Genomic DNA, 16,935 nt, shown 5'->3' on the forward strand with positions numbered 1-16,935 from the left:
CTACTGTAGATTTTTATAAGCATTATAAATTTTTATTTACCTTTATCAGTAAAGACAGCAGACATTCTTTTTCACCATCGGTTAAATTCTCAGTAATACTTTTTTCAACTTGAAAGAATATCCTGTTAAATTCTTCTATTAGCTCTGCACCTTTTTGAAGTACATAAATATTTTTCTGTCTTTCATCATCTTTAGGAATACTCCTTTGAATATACCCTTTTCTCTCCAATCCTTGAAGCATACTGGTAATACTTGCCCCTCTGCGCTGAAAAACATCTGCCAGGTCCTTTTGAATTATCCCCTCATCCTGATGCTCATATATATAACTTATCATACGCCCCTGCTGGGAGTTCAACCCCAACTTGTTTATATTTTCATCAGATTTGAATTTTATTTTTAAAGCAATTCTTCTTATCAAATCCGAATAAGGACTTTCAAATGAAAATCTAGGCTTATTCATACTCATGCCTCCTACAGCTTACCTAATTAGAACTCTAACTATATTAAATTATATTAGTTAGAGTTCTAATTGTCAATAATTATTTTCATGGTTCAGAAGTTTAACATATAGGGGAAAGAACTTATCTAGGGGCGTTAGATCTGCTTATTCTACACTTTGAAGAAGATGGGTGTGTGAAAAATGGCAGCCTTCAGATAAAAAATTAAAAATCAAAAGAGGTTTTTTTGTTTTTTTTGTTGAATATTAACACATTATGAAAATATGCGTAGGAAGTCACATTATTAATTTAGGATTATCTCACGGAATAACAGGACCCTTAGCTGCTTTAACAATCGCATTAAAAGAAGGTATTGAAATAAAGGGACAATATGAAAGCATAAAGAAAATATTGAAAAATCTAAAAATGTTTAGTTTTATGGATGATAAGAAGAATATATACTGGTTAGGGCGAGTTAGATTTGAAGAATATATAGGATTAGAACAAAGTAATAATTATAAGAGTAGAGCAAGTTGGTGTTACGGTGCACCCGGAATAGCAAGAGTAATATATTTGGCAGGCGAAACTATTAATGACAAAGATAGTACTCTAATTGCCATAAAATCCCTGGAGGCAATTTGTAAAATGGATGAAAATGAATGGAAATTAGAGAGTCCTACTTTTTGTCATGGTTATTCTGGTTTATTAGCAATTATTCAAGCAATGTATATAGATACAAATAATAATATATTTGATAACACAAGAAAAAAGATACTAGATAAAATTATAAGTTTGTATAATAAAAATGCCCTCTTAGGATTTTATAATATTGATGTTGACGAAAAAAATTATCTTAAGAAAGAGTACCAATTAGTAAAATCTAATAATATATTTTTATTATCAGGTTCTATTGGAGTTATACTAACTCTATTATCACTTATAAAACCAATAAAAACAAATTGGATGAGGCATTTTTTAATAAGATAACAACTTGGTAATTTAGTTAAAATATTAGGAGCGAACAGAAATGCTGATCCTTGTAATATATAAAAATCAAGTTCTTTGAGTTTTCAAGAGGATTCTCATCACAGATAGGGGATGTTTTGTGATAAAAAAATTGCATAATTACTTAATAAATATATCTATGTTTAAATTTATTTTAATTACTTCAATAGTGCCCTGCTTTATATCATACATTATTCTTTTCTTAATAAAAAACTTTATAAGACAACTTCCTAATGATATTATTGAAATTAACAATTTATTAATAACAAATGTACCATTTGCTATTAATGGTATTTTGTTTGCGCCATTAATTGAAACATTAATATTTCAGGTTATAATAATAGGTATATTTTTATATTATTCATATTCTAAAACCATACAAATAATTGCAGTAATTGTATCCTCAATATGCTTTGCAATCCCTCACTTTTTTAATACCAATGATGTGATCTGGGGATTACTTTGGGCAGTACAAGCTGGAGTTAAAGGATTGATTTTTGGATATGCATTTATTGTATATTTTTTCAAATCAAAAAGAATTGATATAGCTGGTTTTGTAGTATTTTCAGAACATTCAATTAATAATTTGTTAGGTATAGTAATAACTCTTATATTTTACAAATTACTTTAATATAGGATGACCTAAAGTAGACCCCTTTGTCAAAACAAATTTTTAACATACTTATGTTAGGCTATGATTAAAATATATTTCAGCAAATTCAAAATTATAATTTTTCTTCATAATTCTTGGGTCCATTATAAGAGCCCACTTTAGGTTTCAACAATATAAAAATCAAGTCCTTTGATTTTTCAAGAGGATTCTCATGACAGATGGGGGGATGTTTTGTGATAAAAAAATTGCATAATTACTTAACAAATATATCTATGCTTAAATTTATTTTAATTACTTCAATAGTACCATATTTTATATCGTATATTGCTTTTTTCCTAATAGAATACTTTGTAAAACCGCTTCCTAATGATATTATTAAAATTAATAATTTACTAATAACAAATATATCATCTACTATTAACGGTATCTTATTTGCGCCACTGGGTGAAACATTAATATGTCAGGTTATAATAATAGGTATATTCTTATATTATTCATATTCTAAAACCATACAAATAATTGCAGTAATTGTATCCTCAATATGTTTTGGAATCCCTCACTTTTTTAATACCAACGATGTGATCTGGGGATCATTTTGGGCAATACAGGCTGGAGTTAAAGGACTGATTTGGGGATATGCATTCATTGTATATTTTTTTAAATCAAAAAGAATTGATGTAGCCGGTTTTGTAGTATTTTCAGAACATTCAATTAACAATTTGTTAGGTATAGTAATAACTTTTATAATTTATAAATTACTTTAATATGGGGTAATATCAGCAGCTTTATCATATACTGAAGAGCATACATATACTCTATAAAGAAATTGAGAGTCTAATTTGTCATTTAATTTCAAAGCAGGTTCTTATATTTTAAAAGGATTATTTATAAGCTTTGCTCTATTTTCAACATCAGAATGCTTTTCTTCAACTCCAAGTTGAGGTGCTGTATCATATCAAAATAAAGAATAGCAATATTCTGAGCAATAAGGCATATGACACAAAGGAAATACGAAATATATCTCATCTAAAGAGGTCCTACACAATTCCTATAACCTATGCAAAAATTAGAATTTATGATCCTTATGCCATATATCAATAATCCTTTATAGATCAGCAGACTTCCCTCTTAAAAATTTTTTGAATGCTAAACTTTCGTTTATGGTTTCAACAATATAAAGCTAAACAAACGCTTTCAACTTTCTATATGCAGCCTTATATACCCAAAAAGCATTTGTCAAAAGTAAACTTCCTGTAACAATAAATACACTGCGAATTCCAAACATTGCTGCTATCTGACCACCCAGTATTGAACCACTAAAAGTGCCAAGATACTGTGCAGATATACTAAATCCAAATATTCTTCCTATCAAATGCTCCGGGCTAACCTTTCTAACTATTACATTAACTGACGGAGTTAACCCTGCAGTTGCTAGTCCTAAAATAAATCTAAGCAGCATAAGCTGCCATGGATTTTTTACAAAAGCTTGAGGTATAGATACAATTCCTGCTGCAATAAGTGCCATAAGAATAACTTTTCTAGCTCCAATTCTATCTGAAAGTTTTCCAAGTTTAGGTGCAGCTATTATGCTGGCTAATCCTGATGCTGAAAATGTAAGCCCTGAAATTAGTGCAACATGTAACGAAGAATGGGCTAGTTCAGTAACATATACCGTTACAATAGGTTCTATAGAATAAAAAGCAAGTTGTAAAATAAAAGATGTTACAAACATAATTACTATCAAATTATGATTTGGTATTACATTCCACACTTCTTTAATGTTAAGTACCCTTTTTTTTGAAGGTACAAAATTCTCTTTAACAAATATAGCTGTAGTTATAAATACAATCATCATAAGAGTTCCAGTTACAAAAAATACACTTTGCAGTTCCAGAATCTCTTCTAGATATCCTCCAATGGTAGGTCCTATAAGTGACCCCGATATAGAAGCTGTGGAAAGTGTTCCAAGGGCAAATCCCACATGTTTCCTTTCAGTCTGGGTAGCAATTAATGTAATACAAGCTGTACTATACCCTGTAATAACCCCCTGAAGCAGCCTTAACACTATAGGTTGATACACATTATGTGAAAATCCCATGCAAAATATTACAATTGACAACAATATTAAAAAGTAGTACATTGTAAGTGAGTACTTACTCATTTATTTACACGGAGGTATAATATGAATTTCTCAGATGAAAATTATGAAAAACTTTTTGAAAATTTTTTAAATGATAATAATTTGAGTGATAAAGAGTTCACAGAAAGACAATGGCAAATTCTCAATGCTGCTATTAAAGTATTTTCTCAAAATGGCTATGGAAACAGCAGAACCAGTGAGATTGCAAAAGAGGCATCTGTAGCTGAAGGAACAATATTTAGATATTACAAGACAAAAAAAGATCTGCTTATGGGACTTATAATTCCCTTTGCCACAAAATTCATGAAACCACTTGTGCTGGAATCTGCAATAAAAATAATGGAAAGCAGTGAGGATAAACCCATAGATGAAGTTTTAAAAGAACTTATGGCAGATAGAATAAAACTTGTTAAAAAAAATCTTCCACTTATTAAAACTGTTCTAGTGGAGGCATCCTATCATCCGGAACTTTTAACTGTACTTAAAGAACAAATAATATCTAAAGCTTTTCCTGTAACTGAAAAATTTATAAATGAGCATATGGATAAAAATGAATTGCGTAATATTGAACCCTACTCTATATTGAGAAGCACAGTAAGCATTATAGGAGGTTACATATTTTTAAGCAGTATTTTTCCTGAATATTTTGCAGGAGAAGGAGACAAGAAAGAAATCGGTAAATTAACGGATATTTTACTCAATGGTATTAGACAAAAATAAAAAAGAGGAGGAAGATCCATGAAAAATAAACTAAAAAATATGAAACCAGTTATTATTTTTACTGTAATTTTAATAGGTCTATCTATATTTTTTGTTATTAAAAATACTATGGATAAAAGCTCCAATGAATTTCAGTTTTCAGGTACTGTAGAAGCAGATGAATTAAATGCCAGCAGTGAACTATCAGGAAAAATAAAGGATATCAAAGTGGAAGAAGGTACTAAAGTTAAATCCGGAGATATAATAGCAGTACTGGATTCAGATGAAAATACAATTAATGTGAATCAGGCTAATATTTCACTTCAAAACGCAGAAAATGAACTGGGGAAAATCAATGACGGCACCAGAATTGAAGAGATAAATGCACAAAAAGAACTGGTAAAACAAAGTGAATCTCTGGTAACACAAGGGGAAGCTGCCCTTGAAACTTCCCAGAATAATCTTAATAGCGCCCAAACTAATTATGATTATAAGAAAAAAATATATGATGACCATTTAACTCTTAATGAAAAAGGATATGAATCCAATGAAAATTTAGATAAATACAAAAATGATTTGGATAATGCCCAAACAGCCCTAAATAATACAAAAAGTGCCCTATCGTCTGCAAATGCCCAGCTTGAAAGCTATAAAGCCCAACTGGCAGCTGCTACTGATAAACTTGATCTTTTAGTTAATAGTGCTACAGCCAGAGATGAAGCCACAGCCAAGTATGGCATTGATCAAGCCCAGCAGAATATAGCACTATCTAAAATTGCTCTGGAAAAAAGTAATATAAAAGCTTCATCAGATGGAATTGTGGAAACAGTTAATTTTAAAAAAGGAGAATATGTATCTTTAGGTTCCCCAATCATTACCCTTCTTGACAGCAATAATATGTATATAAAAATATATGTTCCTGAAAAAATACTTCCATATGTAAAACTTAACAAAGAAGTTACTATGAAAAGTGACTTTATAAAAGATAAAGTTATAAAGGGAAAAGTATGCTATATATCCAAAGAAGCAGAATTTACACCTATGAATATCGTAACCAAAGAAGATAGAATGAAACTTGTATATGAAGTAAAAATAAAAATATCAGATAATCTTGAGACTGTGAAATCAGGCATGCTTTTAGATGTTACTCTGAAATAAAGGAGAATTACTATGGATTATGCAATTTCTATCAGCAATCTTACAAAAAAATTTGGAAATTTTACAGCTGTGGATAATCTGTCTTTTTCTATTCCAAAGGGAAAAATATTTGGTCTTTTAGGGCCAAATGGTTCTGGAAAATCCACAACTATAAGGATGATATGCGGGGTTTTAAAACCTACTTCAGGGGAAGGTTCAGTTTTAGGATATGATCTTATTAAAGATTCTGAAAAGATAAAACAAAATATAGGATATATGTCTCAAAAGTTCAGCCTTTATGAAGATCTTACTGTAGAGGAAAACTTAGATTTTTATGGGAATATATATATGATCCCCAGAGAAAAACTCGATATAAGAAAAAAAGAACTTATCCACATGGCAAATCTCACAGGAAAAGAAAAAAATCTGGCAAAAACACTCTCCGGGGGATGGAAACAGAGACTGGCACTTGGATGCTCTTTAATACATAATCCAAGCCTCCTGATTTTAGATGAACCTACTGCAGGAGTGGACCCGGTTTCAAGAAGAGAATTCTGGTATACAATAAGTAATCTGGTATCAGATGGAATCACCGTACTAGTAACTACCCATTACATGGATGAAGCCTCTATTTGCGATATAATAGGTTTTATATTTAACAGCAGACTTATAACCATAGATACCCCTGAAAATTTATACAAAAAAAATAATATAGAAAACTTAGAGGATATATTTATTAAATACGTTAAAGAACTTTCAAATAGAGAAATAGTGTCCTCCTTTACCCAATTGAAACAAATAAAAAATGAAAAAGGAGGGCATAAAAATTGAAACTCAAAAGACTAATCACAGTTACAAAAAAGGAATTTATCCATATAAAAAGAGATAAGCCAAGCCTTATTATAGCTCTTATAATGCCAATAATGATGCTGCTTTTATTTGGATTTGCAGCAAATACAGATGTAAATAATGTAAATCTCATAATATATGACGGCAGCAAAACTTTAGAAAGCAGGCAACTTGTAAATGCATTTATAAATTCATACTATTTCAAGCTCTATGGTTCCGCAGATTCATACAATGAGGTGGAAAAATATATTGACATGGGAAAAGTAAAAGTAGGAATTGTAATACCCCCTGACTATTCCAAGAAATTAAATAGAAATGAAACAGCCAGTGTTCAAGTGTTGGTAGATGGCTCTGACCCCACTATAGCAAGAACTGCCATGTCATATTCCATACTTATAGGAAATAACTATTCCACTAAAATGAAGAAAGTAGAGTTTAAAAAATCTGCAAGTAATATACCAACAAGCGCAGGAATAAATATAAGACCTCTACTACTTTATAACCCTACCCTGGAAAGCAGTAAATTCAATGTACCTGGTGTTATGGGACTAATTCTTCAAAACATTACTGTTATATTAACTTCCTTTGCAATGGTACGTGAACGGGAAAAAGGTACTATTGAACAGCTTATTATGACACCTATTACTCCCTTTGAACTCATAATGGGGAAATTGGTGCCATACACAATAATTGGCTTTTTAAATATGGTGACTGTATTGATTTTAGGTAATTTACTGTTTGGCATAGTCATAAAAGGAAGTGTGACACTATTTATGATACTTGGAACCTTATTTTTAATATGTTCTCTAGCCATAGGTATGTTTATTTCCACTGTTGCCAAAACTCAACTACAGGCAATGCAGGCTTCTTTGGCACTTTTACTTCCCAGCGTACTGCTGTCAGGGTTTATGTTTCCAAGAGAAGCTATGCCCAAGATAATCTATCTCATAAGCTGTGTTCTGCCACTAACTTATTTTCTTCAAATTTTAAGGGCTATAATAGTAAAAGGAGTAAATTTGTCATATATTATAGGTCCCATATTATCTTTAAGTCTGTTAATCATTATCATTATAGGTTTAACAGTGATTAAATTCAATAAGACATTGGAATAATATTACATCATTTTTATATTCTTCAAAGTTATGATACTCATATTGCTGCATTCCTTTAAAATTGTTCTAAGATTCAGATAAAAACCATTCTCTATAGCAAACTTACCTGAATCCTAGAAGAATTTAATAAATTTATATATTTTTAATATTTGTAAAGCATAACTATACTTTGAGAACCGCTGCCAATAGTCCAGAACACTACATAATCTCCTCTTTTAACCTTTCCTTGTTCTATAGCTTCATATAATGCTATAAAGGGACTGCTTGTACTAGTATATCCATATCTGTCCCCTACATAGACACTCTTGTCTTCATCTATATTCATAAGCTCTCTTATATGTTCTATATTTGAAAATGCAAACTGTGAAAAACAAAACATACTGATATCTTCTTGAGTTAATCCTTTTTTCTTTAACATTCTAGTCATAATTTCAGCTGCAGGGTAAACGCAAGCTCCTCCATCAAAGGGAAGCCATTTGAAAGAAAACTCATCTACATTTTTTGATTTAAAAAAACTGGAAAATCCATTCCGTGGACACATAATATTTTCACTTTCTTCTGTATTTATATAATACTCCTCATCAAGTATTCCACAATTCTCATTTACTTTTTCTAGAACTATCGCACAAGCAGCATGTCCATAATTGCCATAACAAAGTTCATTATTAGGATCAATCAAGGAATGCATATCATCACAACCCACAATCAAGGCCTTTTTTGCTCTATTTGAGGATATTAAATAATTTGATGCAAGCTCTAGGGCAACCGTCATACCAGCACAATTGGCATTCATATCAAAACACATTACATTTCTTCCTGCATTTAACTCTTTATGTAATAAAATTGACATTGAAGGTGCAATATATTCCGATAATATAGAAGAACATATTATCATATCTATGTCATTACCGGTCAAGTCCGCCTTCACTAGTACAGATTTGGATACTTTTAAAGCTGAAGATAAGGTTGTTTCATCATCATCAAACATAAATCTTTTATCTCTACCCATTATATCCTCTAACAAATGATTTACATGCTTACCTTGCTTCTCAAAGTGCTTTAAATAAAAGTCATTTGAAACAACTTTAGAACCATGACAGATATCAATACAACTCAATTTTACACCCATATTAGCCCTCCTTAAATAACAAAAATATATAAGTTTATAAAATTCACCCTGTATTTTCTCTACACATTATTACATTATTTTTGCATCAAGTCCTGCATTTCTAGCTATTCTTGTGAACTGCATCTTTAGAGTTGCATTATTGCCCGCATTTATAATAACTTTGTTGAAATTTAAATCCTTATACATTTTAAAGCAGCCTTCCAGCATTGGCACCATATCTCGGGTAGAAACCTTTAATTCTTTGCAATCAAAAGATAATGTATACTCCGAAGGTTGTATAGCAGATGCTGTTTTTTGGAATTCCTCTATGAAGCTTTTAGCATCTTTCTCTTCATACATACCCCATACTTTTACACCCAATTCTTTTTTTCCCTTGTCCAAATTAATTTCATGTTTTTTCATAATTTAATACACCTGTCCTTTCATTTATTTAAATCTATTATTATAATATATTAATAATAATTATCATCCTGAACAAAAATTAAAAGGTGCCTATATATCATAGGCACCAAAAAAAGTATAAATACACATATTAAAGTCTTATAATTATAATTTTGGCAACCTGGCAATCATAGAAAAATAACTTTTCTTTAGACCCATAGCTTTGCGACCTTATTTTTCAATAAGTGTGCTATTATCAATATATATTCATAATTTTACATGTAATTTTTAGAATTTTCAAGAATAATATCTAAACTTTACCTTAATTTTTTATTTTTTAAAAGATTATTCATTATTTAATTAAACTTTTCTTCAATCTACCATATCTCCTTGATTTAAAATGCCATTTGGATCAAATACTTTCTTAATTCCTTCCATAATTTCAATTTCCCTTTTACTGAATTGAAGAGGCATATGTTTTTTTCTCAGTTTTCCAGTTCCATGTTCTGCAGTTATCGTTCCTCCATATTTTATAGCAGTTTTATATATGGCTTCTTTAAGCTCTTCATAATTAGCAGGTAGTTTCCCATTATCACCCATAATAAAATTGTGAATATTTCCATCTCCTATATGTCCGAGAGAAACAATTTTATTGTCATATTCTTTAGTCAACCTCTTTACATCATCAAAAAAATCAGGTACAGAGGAAGGTGGTACAGCTACATCCATAATATCCGCTATATTATTTTTGTAAGGACCATATGCATTACTTCTTATCTCCAAGAGATGCCTTTGTTCTTTTTCAGTTTCTGCTATAATGCTGTCTACAGAATTGTGTCTCTCACATATTTCTACTAATTTTTCACTATTTGAATATAGATCCTCTTCGCTGGCATAGTCAAGTATAAACATCAAGTCCACGGATCCTTTAACTGCAGGCCACTTAGTTCCAAGCTGCTTGGCTGATTCTTCACATATAACCCTATCCATATACTCAATGGCAAGAGGTGTAATTCCCTCCTGTAGTATTTCAGGTACTGCATCACAAGCTTCTCTCTGGCTATTGAATGAAACCAGTAATGTTCCATTATATTTACTTGCAGCATATAATCTCAATGTAACTTTTGTAATAACTCCAAGGGTTCCTTCTCCGCCTATCATAAGTTGAAGCAGATCATAACCCATATTATTCTTTAATAACTTTCCACCCAGTGTAACGATTTCTCCTGTAGCAAGAACCACTTCCAATGCCTTAACATGATTTCTCATAATTCCATGTTTTACTGCCCTGGTACCTCCAGCATTTGCTGCCACCATCCCTCCAACTTGTGCTCCTTCATCTCCCGGATGAACTGGAAAAAACAGCTTACCATTTTTGCTTAATACTTCTAATAATTGTGCTAGTGTTGCTCCAGCTTCCATGGTAATCATAATATTCTTTTCATCAAATTCCACAACTTTGTTTAATCTTTCTATGGATAAAATAATACTTGGCTGTGTGGGTATGGCTCCTGCAACTACTCCTGTTCCACCCCCTCTAACTACTACAGGCAACAATTCCTTGTTTGCATATTTTAATATTTTTGATATTTCCTCTGGGGACGCCGGTTTTACCACCACACAATCTTTACATGCTTCAGGACGAAGTAAAGATTCAGTTTCATCATAAAGATACCTCTGCATCTTAGATAAATCACTTGTAACCCAATCTTCTCCTACAATTGCTTTTAAATTTTCAACTACCTTCTCGGGTGAATTTTTAATTAAATCTGTATTCATTTTTATCCCTTCTTCTTTATTATTTAACAATTTATAGTTTCTAAACTGCTTTCTTTTATCTTAGTTATCAAATCAGGTATTACCTTATACATATCATCAACTATTCCGTAGTCTGCTATATTAAATATAGGAGCTGAAGGATCTGTATTGATTGCAACAATAAACCCCGATTCTTTCATTCCTGCAAGGTGCTGCGGTGCTCCTGAAATTCCACAAGCTATATATAATTTAGGTTTTACCCTGTTGCCGCTGTATCCTACTTGAAAGTCCTTGGATATAAACCCTTCTTCAACTATTTCCCTGCTGGCTCCAACTACACCTCCCAGCAAATCCGCTAACTCCTTTAACATAGCCATATCTTCTGCCTTTTTCAATCCTTTACCCGCTGCCACTACTACATTTGCATCAGATATATTAATTTCCTGGGATCTAAGTTGTGTTATCACTTTTACCAGTTCATTTTCGAGTCTTAAAGCCTCTACCTTTAAAATATCTCCCTGCCTTTTAGCATCTCTTGTGCCCTCGTCAAATTCTTTATATCTCACTGTAGCCATCTGGGGATATGTGTATGTTTTTATATGAGCCAGTATATTTTCGCTAAAAGCCGGTCTTATCTGAACCAATTTTCTATCTTCATCGATTTCAAGACCTGTACAATCTGCTGTAAGTCCCGTATTTAAGGACGCTGCCAGCCTAGGTGCCAATGATCTTCCCAGGGTAGTGGCACCAATCAAAAAAATTTCAGGTTTGATATCTTTAATTAAATTCTTCAGGTTAATTGTATAGGTTACTTCTTCTGGTAGATTAAACATATCATCCTGTATATAAAATACCTTATCTGCTCCCCTATATATAAGTTCTTCGGCCTCTATACCATCTGCTCCTAACACAACACTGTACACCGGAGCATTTAATTTATCAGAAAGCTGCCTTGCTTTTCCCAGAAGTTCATAACTGACTTTATGAATTTGTCCATTTTTTTGTTCTGCAAATACCAATATACCACTATATTCCTTACCCACTACTACACCTCCAAAACCTTAATCTTTTTAAATATATTAATTAATTCATTCTCTGCCTCAACAGTATCTGACTCCCTATAAATTTTTCCCTGTCTTTTTTCTATTTGGGGAATTTCTATTTTCTTTACTTTTGTAGGTGAACCCTTAAAGCCAACATTATCCTCATTCAAAAATTCTTCTAAATCCTCAAGCTTTAATATCTTAATCTCTGCTTTTCTGGCTTTCATCTTATTTTTAAAAGAAGGCAATCTTGGATGATTGATATCCTTTGTAACTGTAATAAGACATGGAAATTTTATACTTTTTAAATAAGTTCCTTCCCAGATTTCAGAATGTACCTCCATGCTGTCCTTATTCATTTCTGTAATTTTACTTACATAACTTGCATGAGGTATATTTAAAAATTCTGCAACTTCGGGACCAACCTGTCCTGTATCTCCATCTACAGTCTTTTCTCCAGCGATTACCAGATCATAGGCTCCCAACTTTTTAATGGCACTGGCAAGTATTTTAGAAGTCGCCTTTGTATCTGAACCTCCAAATTTTCTATCACTTACAAGCACTCCTTCATGAGCACCCCTTGCAATACATTCTTTTAACGCACTTTCTGTATTTGGAGGCCCCATACTTACAGCAGTAACTCTGGCATCGATATTTTCAGCTATTTGAACTGCTGTTTCCAGTGCATTTAAATCAAAAGGATTGATTTCTGCACTGGCAGATGTTCTATCTACTACTCCCTTTTCTCTGTCAAATTTTACTTTTTCCATATCCGGAACTTGTTTAACTAAAACTATAATATCCATTAAAGCTTCTTTCCTTTCTCTCAAACAAATGGCAAATAAAAAGACAGACCTATTTCGCTGGGGCGAAATGTCTGCCGCGGTACCACCCATTTTTTTACTTGATTTAAATAACGATTTACATAACCGGATCAGCTTACTTGAATTTCAGCCTACAGCTTCAAGATGATTTTCGAAATGCGTATTTATGGGTTCACATCTTTATCCCACTCTCTTTGAAATACTTGACATATCTACTTTATCTTATCATCGCCTTTATCTATTTGAAAAACAGTCTACTATAAATTTAATCTTATGTCAATAAAAATTTATTTGAGTTTTTCAATTAAAATCTTGCCTATCCTCTTCTTATTACACTTTAACACAGTGAATTCATAATTTTCATAGTTAACCTTATCATTGACCTTTGGATATGAATTTAACTTGGAATAAATCCATCCCCCCAAGGTGTCAACATTTTCAGACTTGATATCAATTTGAAGAAGATCATTTACATCTTCAAGAATAAGTTTTCCATCTACAACATACTTGTTGTCTTCAGTTTTATTGATTTCTGTTCCTTCTTCATCAAATTCATCTTGAATCTCACCTACAATTTCCTCCAGGATATCTTCAATTGTAACTAGCCCAAGTGTTCCTCCATATTCATCAATAATTATGGCTATCTGGGATTTTTCTTTTTTAAACACCTTCAGCAGATCGCTTATAGGCATCCACTTTGGAATAAATTTAACCTTCCGAATAATATCTTTTATATTTTTATCTCCCTGAATCTGCTGTTTATACAGATCTTTAATATGTATAAATCCAATAACATTATCCTTGTTATATGTACAAATAGGATACCTAGTGTGCTGTCTATCCATCACAACTTTTATAATATCTTCTAGGGAATCCTCTGAAAAAATACAGGTCATGTCAGTACGCGGTACCATAATATCTTTTACAGTCTTCTCGGAAAAATCAAATATATTATCCACAAAGGTTAATTCTGTCTTATCTATCAATCCACTTTTATAACTTTCTTCAAGTAATAGTTTTATTTCATCGTCAGTGTAGGCTGTCTCATGCTCATCCCACTGTGAAATTCCAAATATCTTCAGCACTAAATCAGTACTGTGATTAAAGGCCCACATTATAGGATAGGTTGCCTTGTAAAATATAATAAGAGGCAGGGATGTATACATGGCTATTTTTTCTGTATTTATAATAGCTAGTGATTTAGGAGTCAATTCACCAAGTACTATATGAAAAGCAGTTATAATTGAAAAACCAATAACAAGAGAAATAGAATGCACTACCCCTTCTGAAAAATGAAATAAATTAAATAAAGGCATAAGTACATTGGCAACTGCGGGCTCTCCTACCCACCCTAACCCTAAAGAGGCTAAAGTTATTCCCAATTGGCATGCAGACAAATATGAATTTAAATCTTTAATGACTTTTAAAGTAAATTTTGCATTTCTGCTTCCTTCAGCCACCAGGGTTTCTATTCTGGATTTTCTGACTTTTACTACTGCAAATTCCGCAGCAACAAAAAAAGCATTCATGAATATGAGTAAAAACACAATAATCATATTTATTAAAAAAACCATATAAATATAACTCCCTTTCTAAAGTAACCCAAGTAGATAGTCTATGACCAATACTATCATATTTTTGTTTCTTTAACAATATAAAACAAATGAAAGGTACTTTGTGTTTTATATAAATTAAGATATATTTTCCTGCTTTCCCACTTCATATTGATTTATTCATCTTATCATAAAAAAGTTTTAAATATACTCTTCTCTTTTTTCAGCTGCAATTATGCTCCATGCTAAAAAGAATATAGTCCATGCAATCATTATCAAACTGGCAGATAAGGTATTTATGTAGTATGCACCTGTATCTTGTACAATTTGCCTTGTTATTATAGTTCTGGGGCTGCCAAGCGCTATAAAAAATGCTGGCTTAATATATGACATATCAGATAATGCAGAGATATTTGAAAATATTATGTAAACTACTCCAAATAGTATAGCTATAGATGCTGCTGCTGCATTACTTTTAATTATGGTAGATACTAAAATACAAAAACTTGTAGCTGCAATTATAAAAATTATCTGTAAAATCATAAATTCAATTAAAAATTTATAAAGAGGTATAATGCCTGATGTACCTGGAATGACAGATATAAATTTATGTAAATCCACATTTTGTATACTGCTGTGTTTAAAGGCGGGTCCTATGGGAACTGGATACTTGAAGCTGTCAAAGCCATATACAAATTCTCCAAATAAAAAGATTAGAAGATTAAAAATAGCTACAAGTGCGGAAGTTGAAATAGTACAAGCTAAAAATTTTCCAAGTATAAGTTTTGACTTTGTAATAGGTCTTAAAAGCAGAAGCTTTAACGTAGGAGGTGTATATTCACTGGAAACGCTATCTATTGACATAAAAACTACTGCTAAAAATATGACTATCATACCATATTCCAAAATCATAATGTAATTACTAAATAATATATATCCTGTGGCCTCAAGTTCACTAATTGGCTTTATATTATTATCTAATAGATATTTTTTATAGGCAATTTCTTCTTTTCTCTGCTCTTTTATGACAGCTTCCATTTTACTGTCATCAACACTTTCCATAAGTTTTACATCTTTTTTCAAAGTATCTTTTCAGGCCAGAGGATGGCTTTTTTCAAATTCATAGTCTTTTATCATATTGTCAATGCCATCTATATGTTCCTGAATTTCAGCAATCTTTGCCTTATCTTTTACTGATTTTTTTTGCTCCTTATAGTATTGTTGTACATTCTTTGCTTTTTCAAGTCCCCTTTCTCCATTTCCATTATTTACAATCAATACTGAAAATGCCGCTGTAATCAACAATATAATAGCACATATTAAAAATTTTTTTCTGTAAAATATTTTAATAATTTCATTTTTAATTATTGCAGAAATCATCTTTTTCTCCCCCCACAACTTCCACATATCTTTTTTCAAGATTTCCCTTCATATTATTTATCTCTTCTATTCCCTTAATCTCACCTTCATTTAAAAAGGCCACCCTATCACACATGGATTCCATTTCACCAAGTATATGGGATGATATAAATATAGTAACTTTCTTCTCCCTGGAATATTTTTTAAATATATTCCTAAAATGAATCATTCCACTTGGATCAAGCCCATTGGTAGGTTCATCTAATATCCACACCCTTTTATTTCCCATGAGAACCTGTGCAACCCCAAGTCTCTGTTTCATTCCGAGGGAATACTTTTTGAATTTATCATCTATCCTGTCCCCCAGCCCCACTAACTTTACGGCCTCCTCTATGTCTGATTGAGCAATATTTCTATCCATCCTTGCCAGCTGCTTTAAATTTTCAATTCCAGTTAAATAGGGATACATATCCGGTGTCTCCACCACAGCCGCTATATTACTTATAAAGCTTATCCTATTATTTTTAATACTTTTTCCATATACATAAATTTCGCCTCTGGTAGGTTTTAAAAATCCCACAATCATCTTTATAGTTGTGGTCTTTCCTGCCCCATTTAGTCCTAAAAATCCGAAGATCTCACCTTCATTTACAGTTAAATTCAAATTTTTTACAATTTCTCTTTTTCCTATACTCTTTGACACATTTTCCAATTTTAGCACTTCCAAAAAGTTCACATCCTTATTTATATAATTACTTCATTATAATGTATTCATATTACAGAACCGGTATATTTTTTATTACAAAATTGATGCTACTTATTAAGATTTTATTACAATTACCCAAAAGAGGGAAAAAAGTGTATATAATATGATGTAGATACAATAGAATTTCCAC

18 protein-coding genes, 1 riboswitch and 1 other annotated feature are annotated in these 16,935 nt (G+C 31.6%); of the genes, 7 read left to right on the top strand and 11 right to left on the bottom strand.

Annotated elements, in window-relative coordinates:
- Positions 1-22: 22 nt before the first annotated feature.
- On the bottom strand, positions 23-460 hold the full coding sequence (locus CKL_RS17055; protein WP_012103826.1) for a MarR family winged helix-turn-helix transcriptional regulator: 438 nt from the start codon (positions 458-460) through the stop codon (positions 23-25).
- Positions 461-713: 253 nt separating this feature from the next.
- Between CKL_RS17055 and CKL_RS17060 the strand changes: the two genes are divergently transcribed.
- From CKL_RS17060 to CKL_RS17070, 3 genes are all read left to right on the top strand, one after another.
- Positions 714-1,424, top strand: coding sequence for a lanthionine synthetase C family protein (locus CKL_RS17060; protein ID WP_012103827.1), 711 nt, complete (start codon positions 714-716; stop codon positions 1,422-1,424).
- Between the two features lie 118 nt (positions 1,425-1,542).
- The gene (locus CKL_RS17065; RefSeq protein ID WP_012103828.1) at positions 1,543-2,073 is read left to right on the top strand and encodes a CPBP family glutamic-type intramembrane protease; all 531 of its coding nucleotides are present in this window, start codon (positions 1,543-1,545) and stop codon (positions 2,071-2,073) included.
- A gap of 215 nt (positions 2,074-2,288) precedes the next feature.
- Positions 2,289-2,819: a CPBP family glutamic-type intramembrane protease gene (locus CKL_RS17070; RefSeq protein WP_012103829.1), complete on the top strand. Its 531-nt coding sequence runs from the start codon at positions 2,289-2,291 to the stop codon at positions 2,817-2,819.
- A gap of 416 nt (positions 2,820-3,235) precedes the next feature.
- Here CKL_RS17070 and CKL_RS17075 read toward each other — a convergent pair whose 3' ends face one another.
- Positions 3,236-4,216: an MFS transporter gene (locus CKL_RS17075; protein WP_012620953.1), complete on the bottom strand. Its 981-nt coding sequence runs from the start codon at positions 4,214-4,216 to the stop codon at positions 3,236-3,238.
- Positions 4,217-4,237: 21 nt separating this feature from the next.
- Between CKL_RS17075 and CKL_RS17080 the strand changes: the two genes are divergently transcribed.
- The 4 genes from CKL_RS17080 to CKL_RS17095 are packed head-to-tail and all read left to right on the top strand — an operon-like array spanning position 4,238 to position 7,992.
- Positions 4,238-4,915: a TetR/AcrR family transcriptional regulator gene (locus CKL_RS17080; RefSeq protein WP_012103831.1), complete on the top strand. Its 678-nt coding sequence runs from the start codon at positions 4,238-4,240 to the stop codon at positions 4,913-4,915.
- A gap of 18 nt (positions 4,916-4,933) precedes the next feature.
- The gene (locus CKL_RS17085; RefSeq protein ID WP_012103832.1) at positions 4,934-6,052 is read left to right on the top strand and encodes an HlyD family secretion protein; all 1,119 of its coding nucleotides are present in this window, start codon (positions 4,934-4,936) and stop codon (positions 6,050-6,052) included.
- Between the two features lie 12 nt (positions 6,053-6,064).
- Entirely contained in the window at positions 6,065-6,862 is a 798-nt protein-coding gene (locus tag CKL_RS17090; RefSeq protein ID WP_012103833.1) for an ABC transporter ATP-binding protein, read from the top strand.
- Positions 6,859-7,992, top strand: coding sequence for an ABC transporter permease (locus tag CKL_RS17095; protein ID WP_012103834.1), 1,134 nt, complete (start codon positions 6,859-6,861; stop codon positions 7,990-7,992). The genes CKL_RS17090 and CKL_RS17095 overlap by 4 nt, the downstream gene beginning before the upstream one ends.
- A 142-nt stretch (positions 7,993-8,134) precedes the next feature.
- On the opposite strand, the gene CKL_RS17100 is transcribed toward CKL_RS17095, so the two are convergent.
- The 9 genes from CKL_RS17100 to CKL_RS17140 form a co-directional block, all read right to left on the bottom strand.
- Entirely contained in the window at positions 8,135-9,121 is a 987-nt protein-coding gene (locus CKL_RS17100; RefSeq protein ID WP_012103835.1) for a ketoacyl-ACP synthase III, read from the bottom strand.
- Positions 9,122-9,190: 69 nt separating this feature from the next.
- Positions 9,191-9,523, bottom strand: a complete 333-nt coding sequence (locus tag CKL_RS17105) for a hypothetical protein (protein WP_012103836.1) — start codon at positions 9,521-9,523, stop codon at positions 9,191-9,193.
- 151 nt (positions 9,524-9,674) lie between these two features.
- Positions 9,675-9,764: riboswitch (cyclic di-GMP riboswitch) on the bottom strand.
- 110 nt (positions 9,765-9,874) lie between these two features.
- On the bottom strand, positions 9,875-11,281 hold the full coding sequence (locus tag CKL_RS17110) for an FAD-binding oxidoreductase (RefSeq protein ID WP_012103837.1): 1,407 nt from the start codon (positions 11,279-11,281) through the stop codon (positions 9,875-9,877).
- Positions 11,282-11,304: 23 nt separating this feature from the next.
- On the bottom strand, positions 11,305-12,303 hold the full coding sequence (locus CKL_RS17115) for an electron transfer flavoprotein subunit alpha/FixB family protein (protein WP_012103838.1): 999 nt from the start codon (positions 12,301-12,303) through the stop codon (positions 11,305-11,307).
- 2 nt (positions 12,304-12,305) lie between these two features.
- Complete coding sequence (locus CKL_RS17120; RefSeq protein ID WP_242652501.1) at positions 12,306-13,133, bottom strand: electron transfer flavoprotein subunit beta/FixA family protein; 828 nt, start codon at positions 13,131-13,133, stop codon at positions 12,306-12,308.
- Positions 13,134-13,164: 31 nt separating this feature from the next.
- Positions 13,165-13,365: a binding site (T-box leader), on the bottom strand.
- Positions 13,366-13,414: 49 nt separating this feature from the next.
- Entirely contained in the window at positions 13,415-14,701 is a 1,287-nt protein-coding gene (locus tag CKL_RS17125; RefSeq protein ID WP_012103840.1) for a hemolysin family protein, read from the bottom strand.
- A gap of 180 nt (positions 14,702-14,881) precedes the next feature.
- On the bottom strand, positions 14,882-15,763 hold the full coding sequence (locus CKL_RS17130) for an ABC transporter permease subunit (protein ID WP_012103841.1): 882 nt from the start codon (positions 15,761-15,763) through the stop codon (positions 14,882-14,884).
- A gap of 9 nt (positions 15,764-15,772) precedes the next feature.
- Complete coding sequence (locus CKL_RS17135) at positions 15,773-16,060, bottom strand: hypothetical protein (RefSeq protein ID WP_012103842.1); 288 nt, start codon at positions 16,058-16,060, stop codon at positions 15,773-15,775.
- The gene (locus CKL_RS17140) at positions 16,041-16,760 is read right to left on the bottom strand and encodes an ABC transporter ATP-binding protein (protein ID WP_242649507.1); all 720 of its coding nucleotides are present in this window, start codon (positions 16,758-16,760) and stop codon (positions 16,041-16,043) included. The genes CKL_RS17135 and CKL_RS17140 overlap by 20 nt, the downstream gene beginning before the upstream one ends.
- Positions 16,761-16,935: the final 175 nt, after the last annotated feature.

The sequence above is a fragment of the Clostridium kluyveri DSM 555 genome (assembly GCF_000016505.1).
Taxonomy (GTDB): Bacteria; Bacillota; Clostridia; order Clostridiales; family Clostridiaceae; genus Clostridium_B; species Clostridium_B kluyveri.

Excerpts from the sequence above, each read along its gene's own strand:
- CKL_RS17055 (WP_012103826.1), bottom strand. The coding sequence starts at position 460 with ATGAATAAGCCTAGATTTTCATTTGAAAGTCCTTATTCGGATTTGATA.
- CKL_RS17060 (WP_012103827.1), top strand. The coding sequence starts at position 714 with ATGAAAATATGCGTAGGAAGTCACATTATTAATTTAGGATTATCTCAC.
- CKL_RS17075 (WP_012620953.1), bottom strand. The coding sequence starts at position 4,216 with ATGAGTAAGTACTCACTTACAATGTACTACTTTTTAATATTGTTGTCA.
- CKL_RS17080 (WP_012103831.1), top strand. The coding sequence starts at position 4,238 with ATGAATTTCTCAGATGAAAATTATGAAAAACTTTTTGAAAATTTTTTA.
- CKL_RS17085 (WP_012103832.1), top strand. The coding sequence starts at position 4,934 with ATGAAAAATAAACTAAAAAATATGAAACCAGTTATTATTTTTACTGTA.
- CKL_RS17090 (WP_012103833.1), top strand. The coding sequence starts at position 6,065 with ATGGATTATGCAATTTCTATCAGCAATCTTACAAAAAAATTTGGAAAT.
- CKL_RS17100 (WP_012103835.1), bottom strand. The coding sequence starts at position 9,121 with ATGGGTGTAAAATTGAGTTGTATTGATATCTGTCATGGTTCTAAAGTT.
- CKL_RS17105 (WP_012103836.1), bottom strand. The coding sequence starts at position 9,523 with ATGAAAAAACATGAAATTAATTTGGACAAGGGAAAAAAAGAATTGGGT.
- CKL_RS17110 (WP_012103837.1), bottom strand. The coding sequence starts at position 11,281 with ATGAATACAGATTTAATTAAAAATTCACCCGAGAAGGTAGTTGAAAAT.
- CKL_RS17125 (WP_012103840.1), bottom strand. The coding sequence starts at position 14,701 with ATGGTTTTTTTAATAAATATGATTATTGTGTTTTTACTCATATTCATG.
- CKL_RS17135 (WP_012103842.1), bottom strand. The coding sequence starts at position 16,060 with ATGATTTCTGCAATAATTAAAAATGAAATTATTAAAATATTTTACAGA.